Origin of the sequence: Allobrachymonas wangyanguii, from assembly GCF_045055315.1 — a bacterium.
In the GTDB taxonomy this organism is placed as follows: Bacteria; Pseudomonadota; Gammaproteobacteria; order Burkholderiales; family Burkholderiaceae_C; genus Brachymonas; species Brachymonas wangyanguii.
This window is the reverse complement of the sequence record NZ_CP173677.1, coordinates 489,301-507,369: the sequence shown is the minus strand read 5'-3', so window position 1 is coordinate 507,369 and position 18,069 is coordinate 489,301. Positions and strand designations below refer to the sequence as shown.

General features: G+C 65.8%; 14 protein-coding genes, 1 tRNA gene and 1 pseudogene. 11 read left to right on the top strand and 5 right to left on the bottom strand.

From position 1 onward, the window contains the following. Position 1: 1 nt before the first annotated feature. The 11 genes from ACI3EV_RS02395 (at position 2) to ACI3EV_RS02345 (ending at position 9,648) form a co-directional block, all read left to right on the top strand. Positions 2-676 carry a precorrin-8X methylmutase gene (locus tag ACI3EV_RS02395; RefSeq protein WP_329770088.1) on the top strand — a complete coding sequence of 225 codons (675 nt, stop codon included), beginning with the start codon at positions 2-4 and terminating at the stop codon, positions 674-676. Between the two features lie 3 nt (positions 677-679). After that, positions 680-1,891: a cobalt-precorrin-5B (C(1))-methyltransferase gene (locus ACI3EV_RS02390; RefSeq protein ID WP_405198021.1), complete on the top strand. Its 1,212-nt coding sequence runs from the start codon at positions 680-682 to the stop codon at positions 1,889-1,891. 2 nt (positions 1,892-1,893) lie between these two features. Beyond that, positions 1,894-3,198 carry a precorrin-6y C5,15-methyltransferase (decarboxylating) subunit CbiE gene (cbiE, locus tag ACI3EV_RS02385; RefSeq protein ID WP_337691619.1) on the top strand — a complete coding sequence of 435 codons (1,305 nt, stop codon included), beginning with the start codon at positions 1,894-1,896 and terminating at the stop codon, positions 3,196-3,198. Next, a complete protein-coding gene (cobI, locus tag ACI3EV_RS02380; RefSeq protein ID WP_329770091.1) occupies positions 3,195-3,992 on the top strand; it encodes a precorrin-2 C(20)-methyltransferase in 798 nt (265 codons plus the stop codon). The genes cbiE and cobI overlap by 4 nt, the downstream gene beginning before the upstream one ends. Continuing rightward, positions 3,985-4,794, top strand: coding sequence for a cobalamin biosynthesis central domain-containing protein (locus ACI3EV_RS02375; RefSeq protein ID WP_337691621.1), 810 nt, complete (start codon positions 3,985-3,987; stop codon positions 4,792-4,794). Before cobI ends, ACI3EV_RS02375 begins: the two co-directional genes overlap by 8 nt. After that, positions 4,787-5,221, top strand: a complete 435-nt coding sequence (locus ACI3EV_RS02370; RefSeq protein ID WP_329770093.1) for a cobalamin biosynthesis protein — start codon at positions 4,787-4,789, stop codon at positions 5,219-5,221. The genes ACI3EV_RS02375 and ACI3EV_RS02370 overlap by 8 nt, the downstream gene beginning before the upstream one ends. A gap of 21 nt (positions 5,222-5,242) precedes the next feature. After that, positions 5,243-6,271 (top strand): precorrin-3B C(17)-methyltransferase, encoded by a 1,029-nt coding sequence (gene cobJ, locus ACI3EV_RS02365; RefSeq protein WP_337691623.1) that lies wholly within the window; start codon positions 5,243-5,245, stop codon positions 6,269-6,271. Then, complete coding sequence (locus ACI3EV_RS02360) at positions 6,268-6,636, top strand: NAD(P)H-dependent oxidoreductase subunit E (RefSeq protein ID WP_337691625.1); 369 nt, start codon at positions 6,268-6,270, stop codon at positions 6,634-6,636. Before cobJ ends, ACI3EV_RS02360 begins: the two co-directional genes overlap by 4 nt. After that, the gene (locus tag ACI3EV_RS02355) at positions 6,633-7,970 is read left to right on the top strand and encodes a cobyrinate a,c-diamide synthase (protein ID WP_337691627.1); all 1,338 of its coding nucleotides are present in this window, start codon (positions 6,633-6,635) and stop codon (positions 7,968-7,970) included. Before ACI3EV_RS02360 ends, ACI3EV_RS02355 begins: the two co-directional genes overlap by 4 nt. A gap of 112 nt (positions 7,971-8,082) precedes the next feature. Further along, positions 8,083-9,549, top strand: a complete 1,467-nt coding sequence (locus tag ACI3EV_RS02350; protein WP_337691629.1) for an NAD-dependent succinate-semialdehyde dehydrogenase — start codon at positions 8,083-8,085, stop codon at positions 9,547-9,549. A 25-nt stretch (positions 9,550-9,574) separates the two neighbouring features. Beyond that, a tRNA-Gly gene (locus tag ACI3EV_RS02345) sits at positions 9,575-9,648 on the top strand. Between the two features lie 49 nt (positions 9,649-9,697). Here ACI3EV_RS02345 and ACI3EV_RS02340 read toward each other — a convergent pair. From ACI3EV_RS02340 to ACI3EV_RS02320, 5 genes and pseudogenes are all read right to left on the bottom strand, one after another. Beyond that, positions 9,698-10,654 carry an alpha/beta fold hydrolase gene (locus tag ACI3EV_RS02340; protein ID WP_051084415.1) on the bottom strand — a complete coding sequence of 319 codons (957 nt, stop codon included), beginning with the start codon at positions 10,652-10,654 and terminating at the stop codon, positions 9,698-9,700. Between the two features lie 118 nt (positions 10,655-10,772). After that, positions 10,773-11,542 (bottom strand): annotated as a pseudogene (locus ACI3EV_RS02335) (MFS transporter). A gap of 348 nt (positions 11,543-11,890) precedes the next feature. Continuing rightward, entirely contained in the window at positions 11,891-13,396 is a 1,506-nt protein-coding gene (locus ACI3EV_RS02330; RefSeq protein WP_337691633.1) for an efflux transporter outer membrane subunit, read from the bottom strand. Further along, positions 13,389-16,643 carry an efflux RND transporter permease subunit gene (locus ACI3EV_RS02325; protein ID WP_337691635.1) on the bottom strand — a complete coding sequence of 1,085 codons (3,255 nt, stop codon included), beginning with the start codon at positions 16,641-16,643 and terminating at the stop codon, positions 13,389-13,391. Before ACI3EV_RS02325 ends, ACI3EV_RS02330 begins: the two co-directional genes overlap by 8 nt. 12 nt (positions 16,644-16,655) lie before the next feature. Then, the gene (locus tag ACI3EV_RS02320) at positions 16,656-17,945 is read right to left on the bottom strand and encodes an efflux RND transporter periplasmic adaptor subunit (protein WP_018715393.1); all 1,290 of its coding nucleotides are present in this window, start codon (positions 17,943-17,945) and stop codon (positions 16,656-16,658) included. Positions 17,946-18,069 lie beyond the last annotated feature (124 nt).

Sequence of the window (18,069 nt, the reverse complement as noted above, 5' to 3'; positions counted from 1 at the left end):
CATGTCTACCGTCAACACCATCACCGAACAGCTGACGCGCGCCGGCCAGGCGATCGAGCACGACAGCTTTGCTATCATCGACCAGGAAGTCGGCCCGCATGGCTACACGCCGCAGCAGTGGCCGATCGTGCGGCGCATGATCCACGCCAACGCGGATTTCGATTTCAACGGCCTGACGCGTTTCCATCCCGATGCGGTCCGCGCCGGCCTGCAGGCCATGCTGCGCGGCGGCACGCCCATCGTGGCCGATGTGGAGATGATCTGCGTCGGTCTGTCGAAGCCGCGACTGGCGCACTTCGGCATGATGACCCACCAGTTCATCAGCGATGCCGACGTGATCGCGCAGGCGCGCGCCGAGGACACGACGCGTGCGGTGCAGGCGATGCGCAAGGCGCAGCGGCTCGGCCTGCTGGATGGCGCGATCATCGGCATCGGCAATGCGCCGACGGCGCTGATCGAGCTGGTGCGGCTGATCCGCGAGGACGGCGTGCGTCCGGCGCTGGTGGTCGGCATGCCGGTCGGTTTTGTCAGCGCCGCCGAAAGCAAGGCGCTGATGGCCGGGCTGGATAGCGTGCCCTGGATCGTGATCGATGGCCGCAAGGGTGGCTCGACGCTGGTGGTAGCCGCACTGCATGCGCTGCTGGCGCTGGCCGAAGCGCAACAAAAGCAAGGCTGACCGATGGCCATGGCCGACAAGCCCGCCAAGGGCACCCGTACCGGCTTTACCACCGGCGCCTGCTCGGCGGCCGCAGCGCGCGCCTGCGCCATTGGTCTGCTCGACGGCCAGGTGCCGGGCCAGGTCTGCAGCCTGCTGCCGAATGGCGATCGCGTGCGCTTTGCCGTAGGCGATGGCCGGGTCGGCGGCGACGGCCTGCAACGCACGGCACACGCCTACGTCGAGAAGTTTGCCGGCGACGATCCGGACTGCACCGACCGGGCACACCTCACGGTGGATCTGCGCATCCTGCCCGGCTGCGCCGGTGAAGTGCGTTTTCATGCCGGCGCGGGTGTCGGCACCGTCACCATGCCCGGCCTGGGCCTGGACGTGGGCGGCCCGGCGATCAATCCGGTGCCGCGCCAGAACATCGCCGACAACCTGCGCGAAGTGGCCGCGCCGCTGCTGGCGGAGCACGGGCTGGACGTGACGATCAGCGTGCCGGATGGCGAGCAGATGGCGAAAAAGACCACCAATGCGCGACTCGGCATCCTCGGCGGCATCAGCATTCTGGGCACGACCGGCATCGTCAAGCCCTACTCCACCAGCGCCTGGCGTGCCAGCGTGGTGCAGGGCATCCAGGTGGCAGCCACGCTGGACCACGGCGTGGTGGCACTGACCACCGGCGGCCGCACCGAGAGCTTTGCCATGCAGACCTTGCGTCAGGACCAGCCGGATCTGCCGGCGGCCTGTTTTGTGCAGATGGGTGATTTCCTGCGCTATGCACTCGATGAGGTGGTGGCGCAAGGCATTCCGCTGGTGGTACTGGGCGTGATGGTCGGCAAGCTGACCAAGATCGCGCAGGGCGAAACCATCACCCACGCCAATCGCAATGTGGTCGATACCGATCTGGTGGCCGAGATTGGCCGCCGCATCGGTGCCAGCGCCGCCGATTGTGCCGCGATGGCGGCATCGCCCACAGCGCGCTTTGGGGCCGAACTGATGGTGGAACGTGGCCTGGGCGATGCCTTCCACACCGCACTGGCCCAGGCCGCGATTGACACGCTGACCGCGCCGGAGCGCTACGGCAATGCCTTCCAGCTGCGCGTGCTGGTCTGCGACTTTGCCGGCCAGCAGGTCGCCGACGTGCTGTCGCCGCCCGGCCAGCCGCGCCCGACGGCACGCGGCCGCACCGGCATCGGCCATACCCATTCGGCAGATTTCGATACGGAGTGAGCATGAACAGCCAAGACCCCAACCCCTGCCGCATCATTGGCGTGCTGGATGATGGCGCAGCCAGCCTGAGCGCGACCGCGCTGGCCTATATCCGCAACGCCGATGTACTGATCGGCGGCACACGCACGCTGGCCCTGCTGGCGCATCACGCCAGGGACACGGCCGTGCAGCATGACCTGACTGGCGCACTGGCACAAGTGCCTGGCTGGATCGCGCAGGCACGCGAGGCCGACCAGAGCTGCGTGGTACTGGCCACCGGCGACCCGCTCTGCCACGGCATTGCGCCCTGGCTGGCGCAGCAGCTGTGCATCGAGGCGCTGGAGATCCTGCCCAACCTTAGCACGCTGCAGCTGGCCTGTGCCCGCATCGGCCTGGCCTGGCAGGAGGCGAAAATCGTCTCGGTGCACAGCAAGGATGCCGGCGAATGGCAACGCGGCAGCCTGCCCGGCCATGGCCTGTACGCGCTGGCGCAGGCCGTGCGCGCACATGACCGTCTGCTGCTGCTGACCAGCCCGGCCAACACGCCGGCACGCATTGCCCGGCTGCTGCTGGCCGAAGGTCTGGGCGAGGCGTTCCAGCTGGCCGTGGCAGAAAACCTGCTGCAGCCCGATGAGCGCGTCTACGCCCAACTGACTCCGGCCGAAGCCGCGGCGATGGACTTTGCGCCACTCAACGTGGTGCTGCTGTGGCGCAGCCAGCCGCGTCCGAATCCGGTGCTGCTCGGCCGGCCCGACAGCAGCTACCAGCAGCGCCAGCCGGACAAGGGCCTGATCACCAAACAGGAAGTGCGCGCCGTCTCGCTGGCTCGGCTGCAGCTGCGTGCCGACAGCGTGGTCTGGGATATTGGCGCCGGCAGCGGATCGGTCGGGCTGGAGGCAGCACAGCTGTGCCGGCAAGGCCATGTCTGCGCCATCGAGAAAAACGCCGCCGATGTTGCCATCGCGCAGGCCAATCATTCGGCAGCAGGCATCAGCAACTACAGCCTGTTCCACGGCAAGGCACCGGAACAGCTGGAGCACTGGCCTGATCCAGATGCCGTCTTCATCGGCGGCAGCGGCGGCGAACTGCCGCAGCTGATCCGCATCGTGCTGCAGCGGCTGCGCCCGGGTGGCCGGCTGGTGATGAATTTCGTCACGCTGGAAAACCTGGCCACGGCCACCGCCACCCTGAGCGAACTGCAGGCCGACTGGGATGTGCTGCAACTCCAGGCAGCGCGCAGCAAACCGATCCTGCACATGCACCGCATGGCGGCAGAAAACCCGGTCTGGCTGGTCTGCGCCCGCCAGCACAACAAGGAGCATCCATGAACACCCGCACCGGACGCCTGATTGGCGTCTCCCTCGGCCCCGGCGATCCGGGCCTGATCACGCGCGCCGCCTGGGACGCGCTGCAATGCCGCGATGCGGTCTGGACCTACCCGGCACGCAGCGGCAAGACGCCGAGCTACGCGCTCGATATCACCCGCCGCGCCGGGCTGACACCGCCAGAGCAGCACGCGCTGCTGCTGTTTCCGATGACGCATGACGGCGACAAGCTGGCACGCGCCTGGCTGAAAGCCGCCGACACCGTGCTGCCCTGGTTGCAGGCCGGCCAGGACGTGCTGTTCCTGGTCGAAGGCGATGCCAGCACCTACGCCACCTTCGGCCATCTGGCGCGCACCGTGCGCAGCCTCGATGCACGTATCGCCACGCCGGTGATTGCCGGCGTCAACTCCTTCAGCGCCGCCTGCGCCGATGTCGGCGTGCCGCTGTCCGAACAGGACGACACCATTGCCATCGTGCCTGCCGCCTACGGCGTCAGCGCGATCGACCGGCTGCTGCCCGACTTCGACACGCTGGTGCTGATGAAAATCAAGCCAATCCTGGACGAACTGCTGGACTGGCTGCAGCAGCGCGATCTGCTCGCCAGCAGCCATTTCATCGAGCGCGTCGGTGCCGAGGACGAGCGCACGCTGGGCGGCCAGGATCTGCTGCAGCTGCGCGGCAGCACGGTGAGCTACCTGTCACTGCTGGTGGTGAAGCACCCGCACCGCATCCGTGGCGAACGCATCAAGGGCTGCCTAAAGAAATCCAGCCCGGTACCGGAGGCCAGCCATGTCTGAGGTCAAGCTCTCTGCCGCCGCCGTGCCCGACGAGCAGGTGCGCGTCTGCCTGGTAGCGATCACGAAGCACGGTGCCGCGCAGGCGCGCCAACTGGCCGAACGCTGGCCAGAGCAGCTACCGTTGCCGCATATCTGCACCAGCCACAAGTTCGGTTCCGTATTCGACGGCCTGGCCAGCACCGTGCACGTCTACCACGGCGCGCTCAAGGACGAGATCGGCCCGCTGTTCGCCAGTTACGACCAGCTGGTCTGCCTGATCTCGCTCGGTGCCGTGGTGCGCCTGATCGCACCGCACCTGAAAGGCAAGGACGAGGATCCCGGCATCATCGTGGTGGACGATGCCGGCCAGTATGTGATTCCGGTGCTGTCCGGCCATGTCGGCGGCGCCAATGCCTGGAGCGAGCGCGTTGCCGATCTGCTCGGCGCCACGCCGGTGCTGACCACGGCGTCCGACGTGGGCCGCACGATTCCGGTCGATATCCTGGGCCGGCACCTCGGCTGGCGTGTGGAAGCGCCCAAGATCAACATCACGCGCGTCTCCGCCGATGTGGTCAATGGCGAGCCGGTCGCGCTGGTGCAGGAGGCCGGCAGCCGCCACTGGTGGACGCGCAGCACGCCGCTGCCAGCCAACGTGGAGCTGCTGGATCGCTTCGACCAGGTACAGCCGGAGCGCCACCGCTCGGTGCTCTGGGTCACGCATGCCGAGCTGGACGATGCCTTCTGGCAGCAATGGACCGAGCGGCTGGTGGTGTATCGCCCGCCGGCCGGCCAGCAGCCGGACGACAGGAGCCACCATGCCTGAGATCCGCATCGCGCTTGGCCTGGGCTGTGACCGCAACACGCCGCTGGAGACGCTGCAGCAGGCCATCGACCAGGCGCTGGCGCAATCCGGCCACACGCGGGCGCAGGTCGCTGCCGTGGCCAGCATCACGCTCAAGGCCGATGAGGCCTGCATGCAGCAACTGGCGGCGCTGCAGGGCTGGCCGATGCGCTTTTTCACGCCGCCACAGCTGGCCGCGGTGCCGGTGCCAAATCCGAGCGACACCGTGCGCCGGTACACCGGCACGCCCTCGGTCAGCGAGGCGGCCGCCCTGCTGGCTGGCGGCCTGTATCTGGGCCGTACGCAAGCCCTGCCCATGCACGCGCTGTGCGTGGAAAAACACAAGTACCGCGGCGCCGATGGCAGGAACGCCACGGTGTCGATCGCGCTGCTGCCCGGCAGCCGCTAACCCTTTTTCTGGAGATTTTTCATGGACATGCCCACTTCTTCCGCTGCCGGCAACGGCAAGATCATGCTGGTCGGCATCGGCCCCGGCGATGCCGGCAACATGACGGCGCGTGCGCGCGCCGCGATTCAGGCAGCCGACACCATCATCGGCTACGTCACCTACATCAAGCTGGTAGCCGACCTGATCGAGGGCAAGGAGATCGTGCGCAAGAGCATGACCGAGGAGCTGGACCGCGCCATCGAGGCACTGGAGCGCGCACGCCAGGGCAAGAAGGTGGCGCTGGTGTCGTCGGGCGATGCCGGCGTCTACGGCATGGCCGGTCCGACCTTTGAAGTGCTGCTGCAAGCCGGCTGGGTACCGCCGGCGCAGCGCGAAGACGGCAGCTACGAGGACGGCATCCAGGTCGAGATCATTCCCGGTGCTTCCGCCATCAACGCCTGCGCGGCGCTGGTCGGCGCGCCGTTGACACATGATTTCTGCGCGATCTCGCTGTCGGATCTGCTCACGCCCTGGCCGACGATTGCACGCCGGCTTGATGCCGCTGCTGCCGCCGATTTCGTCGTCGCGCTCTACAACCCCAAGAGCGGCCGCCGCACCCAGCAGATCCTGGAAGCGCAGCGCCTGTTCCTGCGCCACCGCGCACCGGAGACGCCGGTCGCCATCGTCAAGTCCGGCTACCGCCGCCGCCAGCAGATCACCCACACCACGCTGGCCGAGATGACCGATTGCGAGATCGGCATGCTCAGCACCGTGCTGATCGGCAACAGCAACACCTTTGTGCAACACGGCCTGATGGTGACGCCGCGCGGCTACGCCAACAAGTACGCGGTCGAAGGCAGCAAGCAGGCGCTGGCCGGCGAAAAAGCCGGCCGCTCGCTGAGCAGTGGCCTGAACGGCTGGCTGGACACGCTGCAACAGGCGCATGCCGCCGGCAGCAGCATCGAACAACTGGCACAGGACTGGCGCCTGCCTGCCGACTACATCCGCCAGACGCTGGAGCAGCCGCTGCAGGCACCCGCCAGCACCACCCCCGAGGAGAGCGAAGCATGAGCGACATCATCCAGCCGAAAATCGGCAACTACCATCGCCACCTGCTGATCTGCACCGGTTCACGCTGCACCGCCGATGGCCAGTCACAGGCGCTGTACGACAGCCTGGGCGAGCGCTTCAAGGCCGCCGGCATCCAGGACGGCGCGCTGCGCGTCAAGCGCAGCCGCGTCAGCTGCTTTGCCGCCTGCAAGGGCGGTCCGATTGTCTGCGTGCAACCCGATGGCACCTGGTATTACAACGTCACCTCCGACAATATGGACCGCATCATCGAGCAGCATCTGGTCGGTGGCCAGGTAGTGCAGGATCTGGTCTTCCACCAGGGTCCGGGCACTGGCTGCGAGCTGGGTGAGGACGATCCGGCATGAGCCGCTGCGTCGCCCTGCTGGTCGCCGCGCCGGCATCGCGCCAGGGCAAGACCACGCTCACCGCCGCGCTGGCGCGGCTGCACCGGCGCCAGGGCCGGCACGTGCAGGTGTTCAAGTGCGGACCGGATTTTCTCGATCCGCACTGGCACCAGCTTGCCAGCGGCCAGCCGGTCTACCAGCTGGACCTGTGGATCAATGGCGAGCCCGATGTGCGCGCGCGCCTGCATCACGCCGCACAGCACAACGACATCCTGCTGATCGAAGGCGTGATGGGCCTGTACGACGGCCAGCCAAGTGCCGCCGATATCGCCCGCCTGCTCGGCATTCCGGTGCTGTGCATCGTCAGCGCCGCCGCCATGGCTGGCACCTTTGGCGCGCTGGCCCATGGCCTGCAGCACTATCCTGCTTCCGACGGCAGTGTGCTGCCCTGGGCCGGCGTCATCGCCAACCATGTCGGCAGCACACGCCACGCGCAAATGCTGGCCGATAGCGTGCCGGACGGCAGTTTCTGGGGCCACCTGCCGCGCGATGCCGGCTTTGCCCTGCCGGAGCGCCACCTGGGCCTGGTGCCGGCGCAGGAACTGGCCGATGCCGACCAGCGCCTCGATGCCGTCGCCGATGCCCTGGCGCGCACGCGGCTCGGCCAGCTGCCCTGGTCAGCCGATGCCGGCTCGCCCAGCTGGCAGGATTGGGCCGTCGACTTTGCCGATCCGCAACTGCCTGCAGCGCCGCCCCTGCTGCAAGGCCAGTCCATCGCCATCGCGCGCGATGCCGCGCTGTGCTTTGTCTACCAGGCCAATCTGGACACGCTGCAAGCGATGGGCGCAGAGCTGCGCTTCTTCAGCCCGCTGGCTGACGAGCCCCTGCCCGCCTGCGATGCGCTCTGGCTGCCCGGCGGCTACCCGGAGCTGCATGCCGACACGCTGGCCCGCGCCACGCGCACGCGCGACAGCGTGGCCGCGCATATCGCCGCCGGCAAGCCGGTCTGGGCCGAATGCGGCGGCATGCTGCTGCTGATGGAATCGGTCACGCTGAAGGATGGCAGCCGGCACCCGCTCTGGGGCCTGCTGCCGGGATCGGTCGCCTTGCAGCCACGGCTGGTGGCACTGGGCAGCCAGCAGCTGGACTGGGGCCATGGGATATTGCGCGGCCACACCTTTCACTATTCGCGCTGCGACACGCCGCTGCCGGTGCTGGCGTACAGCACCCGGCCCGACAGCACCGAACCGGTCGAGGCGCTGTATGGCCAGGGCAGCGTACTGGCAAGTTACTACCACGCCTGGTTCGCGTCCTGCCCGCAAGCCACAGCAACCCTGTTCCGGAGTAAGACATAGGACGGATTGGCGGCAAATTATCTTCATTTGCAACAAGTCATGCTAAAAAGCAGACTCCAGCCGGAACTATCGGCTTCATGCCTTGTCCAGCCCCACTTTTATCCGATACACCATGACTGCATCTCCCCTGGACCTGCTGAAAGACCCCTCCCTGCTCAAGACCCAAGGCCACATTGGCGGCCAATGGATAGAGACCAGCCACCACTTCGACGTGACCGATCCCGCTACCGGCGCCACCCTGGCGCGCGTGAGTGATCTTGGCACGGAGCACGCGCAGCAGGCGATTGCCGCCGCCGAAGCCGCCCTGCCCGGCTGGCGCAGCACCTCCGAGAAAAAACGTGCCCAATTGCTGCGCACCTGGTTCGAGCTGATCCTGGCCAACCAGGAAGATCTGGCCCGCATCATGACCGCCGAACAGGGCAAGCCGCTGGCCGAAGCGCGCGGCGAGGTCGCCTACGGGGCCAGCTTCATCGAATGGTATGCCGAAGAAGCCAAGCGCATCAACGGCGAACTGCTGGCCTCTTTCGACGCCAACAAGCGCATGGTCGTGATGCGCCAGCCAATCGGCGTCTGCGCGGCGATCACGCCCTGGAACTTCCCCAACGCCATGATCACGCGCAAGCTGGCTCCGGCGCTGGCCGCCGGCTGCACCGTGGTGCTCAAGCCGGCCGAGCTGACACCGCTGAGCGCGCTGGCCCTGGTCGAACTGGCGCAGCGTGCTGGCATCCCCGCCGGCGTGATCAACATCCTGCCCAGCTCCGACAGCAGCGCCATCGGCAAGGTGCTGTGCGAAAGCCCGGTGGTGCGCCATCTGAGCTTTACCGGTTCCACCGAGGTCGGCCGCATCCTGATGGAGCAGTGCGCCCCCACCATCAAGAAGCTGGCGCTGGAACTGGGTGGCAACGCCCCCTTCATCGTGTTTGACGATGCCGATCTGGGCAGTGCCGTCGATGGCGCCATGGCCAGCAAGTACCGCAACGCCGGCCAGACCTGCGTCTGCGCCAACCGCATCTACGTACAGTCCGGCATCTACGACAGCTTTGTCGAGCGTCTGGCAGAACGCGTCAAGGCGCTGCAGGTCGGCAACGGCTTCGACGAAGGCGTGCAACAGGGCCCGCTGATCGAGCCGGCTGCACTGGACAAGGTGCGCGAGCATATCGCCGATGCCGTCAGCAAGGGCGGCCGCATTGTGGTGGGCGGCGAAGCGCTGCAGGGCCAGTTCTTCCAGCCGACGCTGATCGCCGACGCCACGCACGACATGCTGTGCGCCCGCGAGGAAACCTTTGGCCCGCTGGCACCAGTGTTCCGCTTCGAGTCCGAGGATGAAGTCATCCAGCTCGCCAACGCCACCGAGTTTGGCCTGGCCAGCTATTTCTACAGCCGCGACATCGGTCGCGTGTTCCGCGTCAGCGAGGCGCTGGAATACGGCATTGTCGGCGTCAACACCGGCATCATCAGCACCGAACAGGCCCCGTTTGGCGGTGTCAAGCAATCCGGCCTGGGCCGCGAAGGCTCGCGCCATGGCCTGGACGAGTATCTGGAGCTGAAGTATGTCTGTCTGGGAGATGCGGATCGCTGAGGCAGGCGTACAATCCGCTTCCAGTGCGGGCGTCGTTCAATGGCAGGACCTGAGCTTCCCAAGCTCAAGACGTGGGTTCGATCCCCATCGCCCGCTCCAGCCTGCAAGCCGTTGATCAACAACGGCTTTTTCTTTTCCCAAGACCGCCTCAGCGCGCCCCCTGCCCCGCCAGAAAGGTCCAGCGCTGCCCCGGCACCGCTTCCACCAGCGTGCCCTCCTGCAGCCACTGCAAGGCCACCGGCCACAGCGAATCGGCATAGCGCGCATGGAAATAGGCAAAGTGCCCAATGCCCTGCCCGTCCAGCTGCGCCGGGTCCAGCCGCAGATGCTGGCGATTGCTGCCGCGGTAATAGTCCAGCAGCCGGTGCGTCGCCACCTCGGTACCAAAGGGATCATCGGTCACGGTGAACGCCAGCCAGTCGGCAGCGACACGCCCATACTGCGCCACCAGCGCCTGCTGCTGCTCCGGCGTGCGCAAGCGCGCATCGTTCTTCCAGGTCTGCTCCAGCCGCTCGGTGGCTGCATTCCAGTCCTGCACGATGCCCGTCGGCGTGTCTTCCAGCCAGCCGAGGCGTTTGCCCGGAAAATAGCCAAACAGCGCAGTGATGATCGGCATCACGATATGCCAGCGCAGGTACATCGGTACGCGCCGGTTGGCGGCATAGTCCGGCCAATAGGCAAACTGCGAACCCATGGCAAACACCCGCTCTATCCGGTGGCTGGACGGTGCCAGGCCCACCAGCAGACCACCCACGCTGTGCGCCACCAGCTGGATCGGGCTGTCCGGAAACGCCCCGATCACGTAGCGCAGCACGCCTTCAAAATCCTGCCCGCCCCAATCCAGCCAGTTAGCCTGAAAGTGGCGCAACTGCTGCGGGCGCGAATCGCCAATGCCACGGTAGTCATAACAGACGACATGAAAGCCGTGGCCATGCAGATAGCTGGCAAAGCGGCTGTAATAGCGGCTCAGCACCGAGGTCGCCGGGTTGATGATCACCACCGGTGCTGCTGCCTCCGGCTGCCGCCAGATACGCGCATGCAGCGGATAGCCGTCCACCGCCGGGATCGTCAGGGTCTGGGAATCGGGGCGCTTGTCCTGGGTCATGCTGAAAAGCTCCTGTCTCAACGTGGCAACGCCCATGCGGACCAGCGGTGCCTGCATGGGCGTCTGGGTCCGGTGCAGGACCTGCCTGCACCGCAACCGGTTTCGTCTGCCGATTACATCACGGCATCATGGCGGCAGAGCGGCTCTTGTTGGTGAGCGCCAGGGCAATCGCACCAATCAGGCCGGCAGCGCCAATCACCAGGAAGTTCTGCTGCAGCGGCAGGTTCATGGACACGATCAGGCCGATCAGCAGCGGCGCGGCAATGGCACCCAGACGGCCGATACCGCCGGACATGCCGATACCGGTGGAGCGGATCGCCGCCGGGTAGTACTGGCCGCAGTAGGCGTAGGCCACGATCTGTGCACCCGTAGTACAGGCACCGACACCAGCCACCACCAGGTACAGCAGGTTGGTCGACAGCTTGAAGGTCATGGCGTACAGGAAGGCGGCACCCAGTGCATACATGATCACCAGCACCCACTTGATGTCGAACTTGTCCGCCAGGCGGCCACCACCCACGGCACCCACGATGGCACCCAGGTTCAGCGCCATGAAGAAGGTCAGCGCGGAACCCAGCGAATAACCGGACATGGCCATCAGCTTGGTCAGCCAGGTGCTCAGGGCATAGACCATGAACAGGCCGGTAAAGAAGGCGATCCAGAACATCACGGTGGTCAGGCCACGGCCGTCCTGGAACAGCTGGCCATGAAGCCAGCGGTGGTGGCATCCACGCCCATCTCGCTCATGATGGACGGCAGCGCGGCACCGGAAATAGCGATGTCATAGCCATCGATCACGATGACCAGAAAACACCAGAACAGGACATTGGCATGGAAGCCGTTGAAGCGGGCGCTGTCCGCCACCTGGTTGATATGAATTTGTCGCACGGGAAGAGTCTCCTGATCAAGTTGTCTGTGACGGTTTGTCTTGCGGTCAACCCCCACAGGCCGATGCGGCAAGGGCAGCCTCCAGGCAGTTCCGGTCTGCTACTGGTGCCGTGATTTTTGATTACGTTAACGTCAACGTCAACGTCAATGATTTGACGTGGGTCAAAATGCATTTCTAGGGATCACCCTGATATGTTGCATGGCTTATCAACCACACACCAGCCCTCAGCGCAGCTCACTTTATCTTCAGGCAAATCAATGACATGGCTGATTTATACTGCGCCGCACACAAAAAAGCCCTGTCATTGCTGACAGGGCTGGCTGCTCCGGAAATGGATCAGGAATGCATCAGTTGGCGCTGCTGCCGGCCGGTGCCGCTACCGGCACCGAGCCACCGGTGGCCGTGCTCGACGGCACGCCGGTCTGCTCCAGCAGGCCGCCACCCAGCACCTTGTACAGGTCGATGCGGTTGTTCATCACCTGCTGCTGCACGTTGACCAGCTGCTGCTGCTGGGCATAGCTCTGGCGCTGTGCGTCCAGCAGGTCCAGCGAGCTGGAAATGCCGTTCTCGTAGCGCATCGTCACCAGGCGCAGGCGCTCGGATTCGGCACGGTAGCTGCGCTGTTGCGAGGCCAGCTGGTCGGCCAGCGTGCTGCGTGCCACCAGGCCATCGGCCACTTCGCGGAAGGCGTTCTGGATCGACTTTTCGTACTGTGACACGGAGATATGCTTGCGTGCCTCGGCCAGATCCAGGTTCGACTGGTTGCGGCCCCAGTCGAAGATCGGCAGGTAGATCTGCGGCAGGAAGCTCCAGGCGCGGTTCGGGCCATCAAACAGGTTGTCCACCTCGCGGCTGACGCCACCGATATTGCCAGTCAGCGTGATGCGCGGGAAGAACGCGGCACGCGCCGCACCGATGTTGGCGTTGGCGGCCAGTAGCTGGTACTCGCTCTGGCGGATGTCCGGTCGGCGCAGCAGCACCTCGGACGCCAGACCGACCGGCAGCGCATTGCGCGCTACCTGCTGGCCCAGCGGCAGTGCCTTGGGCAGGTTGGCCGGAACCGGCTGGCCGATCAGCAGCGCCAGCGCATTGCCGGCCTGCTCGCGCAAGCGCGTCTGCATGGCGTAATCGGCCTTGGCGGCCTCGATCAGCGTCTCGTTCTGGCGCAGGTCGATCGCCGAGGTGACGCCAGCACGGAAGCGCAGTTGGGCCAGCTCGTAGGTCTTCTCGCGCGACTTCAGCGCCAGGTTGGAGATGCGCATCTGCTCGCTCGCCGCCTGCTGTGCCACGTAGGCACGCGCCACTTCGGCCACCAGCGCGATATGCGCGGAATCGCGCGCTTCACGCGTGCCCAGGTAGTTGCTCAGCGCCGACGAGGTCAGGTTACGCACGCGACCGAAGAAGTCCAGCTCGTAGCTCGGGATGGTGAGCATGCCGCCGTAAACGCTGCCAGTCACCGCCGCGCCGGTCGGCGATACATCCGCCGAGGTGCGCGAGCGGTTCATTTCCGCACCGGCACCCACGCCAGGCAGCAGATCGGCTCGCTGCAGGCCATACTGCGCGCGCGCTGCCTCGATATTCATCGCCGCCACGCGCAGGTCGCGGTTGTTTTCCAGCGCGATGCCGATCAGTGCCTTCAGGCGCGGGTCGGCGTAGTAGTTCTGCCAGCCGACATCGGCAGCCGGGGTCTGGTCAATCGCCGCGGCGTTAGCGCTGGCCGCGCCCTGGATCGTCTGCGGCACCGGTGCCGCCGGACGCTCGTAGGTCGGCGCCAGGCTGCAGCCAGCCAGGGCCAGGGCGGCCGCGCCGGCCAGGGCGCTGCTGCGCAGCGCGGGGAAAGTCAGCTTAGTCATGCGAATCACCCTTCTTGTTCGGATTGTCCCTGGAGACGGAATGGGAGGCCGTCCAGGCTTCCTCCAGGGCATGCACGCGCTGGATTTCAGCTTCACCCACGGTGTGCAGCTTCTTCGCCGTCAGCGTTTCGCTGCGCGATGTGTCCTTGAACAGCTTGCGCACCACGATGAAGAAGATCGGCACCAGGAAGATCGACAGGAAGGTACCGATCAGCATGCCCCAGACCACGCCCGTGCCAATGGCACGCTGGCTGGCGGAGCTGGCGCCGGAAGCAAAGTACAGCGGCACCACGCCCAGGATAAAGGCCAGCGAGGTCATCAGGATCGGGCGGAAGCGCAGGCGCGCCGCCACCAGGGCCGATTGCACCACGTTCTTGCCAGACGCCTCCAGATCCTTGGCGAATTCCACGATCAGAATCGCGTTCTTCGCTGACAGGCCAATCACCGTGATCAGGCCGACCTGGAAGTAGATGTCGTTCGGCATGCCACGCATCCAGACACCGAACAGCGTACCCAGCACGCCCAGCGGCACCACCAGAATCACCGACAGCGGGATCGTCCAGCTCTCGTACAGCGCTGCCAGGCACAGGAACACCGCCAGGATCGAGAAGGCATACAGGATCATCGAGGAGGAACCGGCCTTCTGCTCGTCCAGCGACTGGCCGGTCCATTCAAAGCCGATACCCTGCTGCAGCTGGCCGGCCATCTTTTCCATTTCGGCCATGGCATCGCCCGAGCTGTAGCCCGGTGCCGCCATGCCGGTGATCTTCATCGCCGGATAGCCGTTGTAGCGCGTCACCTGCATCGGACCGGTAATCCACTCGGCATTCACCAGGTTGGACAGCGGCACCAGTTCACCCCGGTTGTTCGGCACCGTCAGGCGCAGCACGTCGTCGGTGGACATGCGCATGGCAGCATCGGCCTGGATCGTGATGCGCGACAGGAAACCCTTGTTCGGGAAGTCATTCACGTAGCTGGAACCCAGCGACGAGGACAACGTGCTGGCAATCGAGTCCACGCTCACGCCCTGGGCGTAGGCAGCGTCGCGGTCAATCGTCAGCTGCCACTGCGGTGCGTCTTCCACGCCTTCAGGGCGCACACCGGCCAGCATCGGGTTTTGTGCGGCCATGCCGAGCAGCTGGTTGCGCGCCTGCAGCAGGGCATCATGGCCCAGCGCGGCACGGTCCTGCAGACGGAACACGAAACCGTTCGACGAGCCCAGTTCGGGAATCGCCGGCGGCGTCACGGCAATCATGAAGCCATCGCGCACCGCGCTCAGCGCGCCTGTAATGCGACCCGACAGCGACATCGCATCTTCACCCTTGCCGGAGCGCTCGCCCCAGTCCTTCAGCGTGGCAAACGCCAGCGCCATGTTCTGGCCCTCTCCGGAGAAGCTGAAGCCCTGGATCGACACCAGGTCGCTCACTTCCGGCTGCTGCATCACGAACTCGCCCGCCTGGGCCATCACGGCCTGCGTACGCTCCTGGGTCGCGCCGGGCGGCAGCTGCGTGTTCAGGATCACCACGCCCTGGTCTTCCACCGGCAGGAAGGAGGTCGGCAGGCGCATGAACAGCAGTGCCACGCAGGCAATCACCGCCACATAAACGCCAACCGAGGCACCAATCTTGCGCACCACGCGCAGCAAGCCCGATTCATAGACCTTGGTGGTCTTGCGGAAGTTGCGGTTGAACCAGTTGAAGAAGGGACCGAACAGGCCGGTCTTGGGCGCATAGCCATGGCCCTTGGGAATCGGCTTGAGCATGGTGCCGCACAGGGCCGGCGTCAGCGTCAGCGCAAAGAAGCCCGAGAACGCGATCGATACCGCCATCACGATGGAGAACTGGCGGTAGATGTTGCCGGTCGCGCCGCTGAAGAAGGCCAGCGGAATGAACACCGACACCAGTACCACGGTAATACCGACCACAGCGCCGGAAATCTGGCTCATCGCCTTGATCGTGGCCTGCATGGGCGGCAAGCCCTCTTCGGCCATGATGCGCTCCACGTTCTCCACCACCACGATGGCGTCGTCCACCACGATACCGATCACCAGCACCATGGCAAACATGCTCAGGATGTTGATCGAGAAGCCGGCAGCCAGCATCACGGCAAAGGTGCCGAGCAGCGCCACGGGCACCACGATGGTCGGGATCAGCGTGTAGCGGAAGTTCTGCAGGAAGATGAACATCACCAGGAACACCAGGCCAATCGCCTCCAGCAGCGTCATCACCACCTTCTGGATGGAGATCTTGACGAAAGTCGAGGTGTCATACGGAATTTTCCACTCCACGCCTTGCGGTAAGAACGGCTGCATCTCGGCCATGCGTTCGCGCACCGCTGTCGCCGTCGCCAGCGCGTTGCCCGACGAGGTCAGCTGCACGCCGATCGCCACCGACGGCTTGCCGTTCATGTTGGAAGAGAAGCTGTAGGTCTCGATACCCACTTCGACGCGGCCGACATCCTTCATGCGCACGGTCGAGCCATCCGGATTGGCGCGCAGCACCATGTTCGCCAGTTCGTCGGCGTTCGTGATCTGGCCCGGCACCACGATGGTGGCGGTCATGGTCTGGCCCGGCGTCGCCGGCAGACCAGCCAGGTCACCACCGGAAATCTGGATGTTCTGGCTCTGGATCGCGTTGCTCACGTCCTGCATCGACAGGCCGTAGCCCTGCAGCTTGCCCGGATCGGTCCAGACGCGCAGCGCCCGGCCGGAGGCAAACAGCTGGGCGCTACCCACGCCCTCGATACGCTGCACTTCCGGCAGCACGTTGCGGTTCACGTAGTCGGCCACGTCGTCACGCGTCACGCTCTCCGAGGTCGACTGGAACGCCAGGATCATCAGGAAGTTGGAGCTTGCCTTGTCGACGCGTACGCCAATCTGCTTGACCACCGCCGGCAGCTTGGGCTCGACGCGCGCCAGGCGGTTCTGTACGTCCACCTGGGCCAGGTTCGGGTCAGTGCCCGGCTCGAAGGTGACGTTCAGCTCGCCACGGCCGTTGGACTGGGCCGTGTACTCAGTGTACATCAGGCCTTCGGCACCGTTCATTTCGCGCTCGATCACGGCGAGCACGTTCTCGTCCAGCGTCTGCGCCGTGGCACCCGGATAGGTCGCGCTCACACGGATGGTGGGCGGTGCCACCGAGGGGTACTGCGAGATCGGCAGTTGCGTGATCGACACGATTCCCGCCAGCATCACGAAAATCGCGATCACCCACGCGAAAATCGGACGCTCGATAAAAAACTTGGGCATGGAGAGCGCTCCTTAGTTGGCCGATGCGGCAGAGGCGGGCTGGCTGGCTGCAGTGGCGGCCGGCGCTGCAGAAGCGCCAGAGGCGGCCGGCGCAGCGCCGGATGCGGCAGCAGCCGGAGCCGCACCCGGCCCGCTCTTCTCGGTATACGGCACGGCATTCACCTTGGTCACGCCCGGGCGCAGCTTCATCACGCCATCGACGATCACCTGGTCACCGGCATTCAGGCCGCCGGTAATGATCCAGTTGCTGCCCTGGCTCGGGCCAACCTGTACCGGACGCGGGGCAAAGCTGCCGTCAGCAGCCACCACCAGCACGGTATCGCCCTGGCTGTTGCGCGTCACCGCCTGTTGCGGCACCAGCAGCGCATGCTCGAAGCGCGCCTGTTCCAGCTGCACGCGCACGTACAGGCCCGGGAACAGCAGGCGCTCGGGGTTGGGCACTTCGGCGCGCAGCGTCACCTGGCCGGTACTCTCATCGACGCTGACATCGGCAAACATCAGGCGGCCGTTGTGCGCGTAGACGCTGCCATCTTCCAGGATCACCTTCACTTCCGGATTGGTCACGCCACCGGCGGTGCCTTCGCTGAAGGAGCGGCGCAGCTTCATGATCTCGGTCGCCGACTGGGTGAAGTTGACCTTCAGCGTATCCAGCTGCTGGATGGTGGCCAGCAGCGTGCCTTCGGCGGCACGCACCAGCGCACCTTCGGTCGGGTAGCTGCGGCCGATACGGCCGGAGATCGGCGCCGTCACGCGCGCATAACCGACATTGATCTGGGCGCTGCGCACCGCCGCCTGGCCGGCCAGCACCTCGGCACGGGCCGCCTGCTCCGCGGCCACGGCGTTATCGAATTCCTGCTTGCTGATGGCATTGGCCGCCACCAGCGGACGATAGCGCTTCACCGTGGAGCTGGTCTGGCTCAGGTTGGCCTGGGCACGTGCCAGGCTGGCCCTGGCGCTTTGCAACGCGGCCGCATACGGTGCGTTGTCGATCTGGAACAGCGGCTGGCCGGCACGCACGTCACTGCCTTCGGCAAAGTAGACCCGCTGTACCACGCCATCCACACGCGCACGCACTTCAGCCACGCGCATCGATTCCAGACGACCCGGCAATTCCACCGTCTGCAGCACGGTGCTCGGCTGCACCGTGATCACGCCCACTGTGGGCGGTTGGTTCTGTGCCGCGCCCGCGGGACCACCTGCGCCCTCCTGCTTGTCGCCACAGGCGGTCAGGCTGAGCGCAGCTGCCACGGCAGCGGCCAGCGCCATGCCGCGCACGCGCTGGTTGGGATGGAAAGACATCATGCGGTTCTCCCTTTGGATCTTGGAATCGGGTTGTATGGGCGCCACGCGGCGCAAGGCTCTGAAAGACAACGGCAAAGCGGCTGCATGCAGCAGCCACTGGTCAAGGACAGGCCCGTGCCGGGCC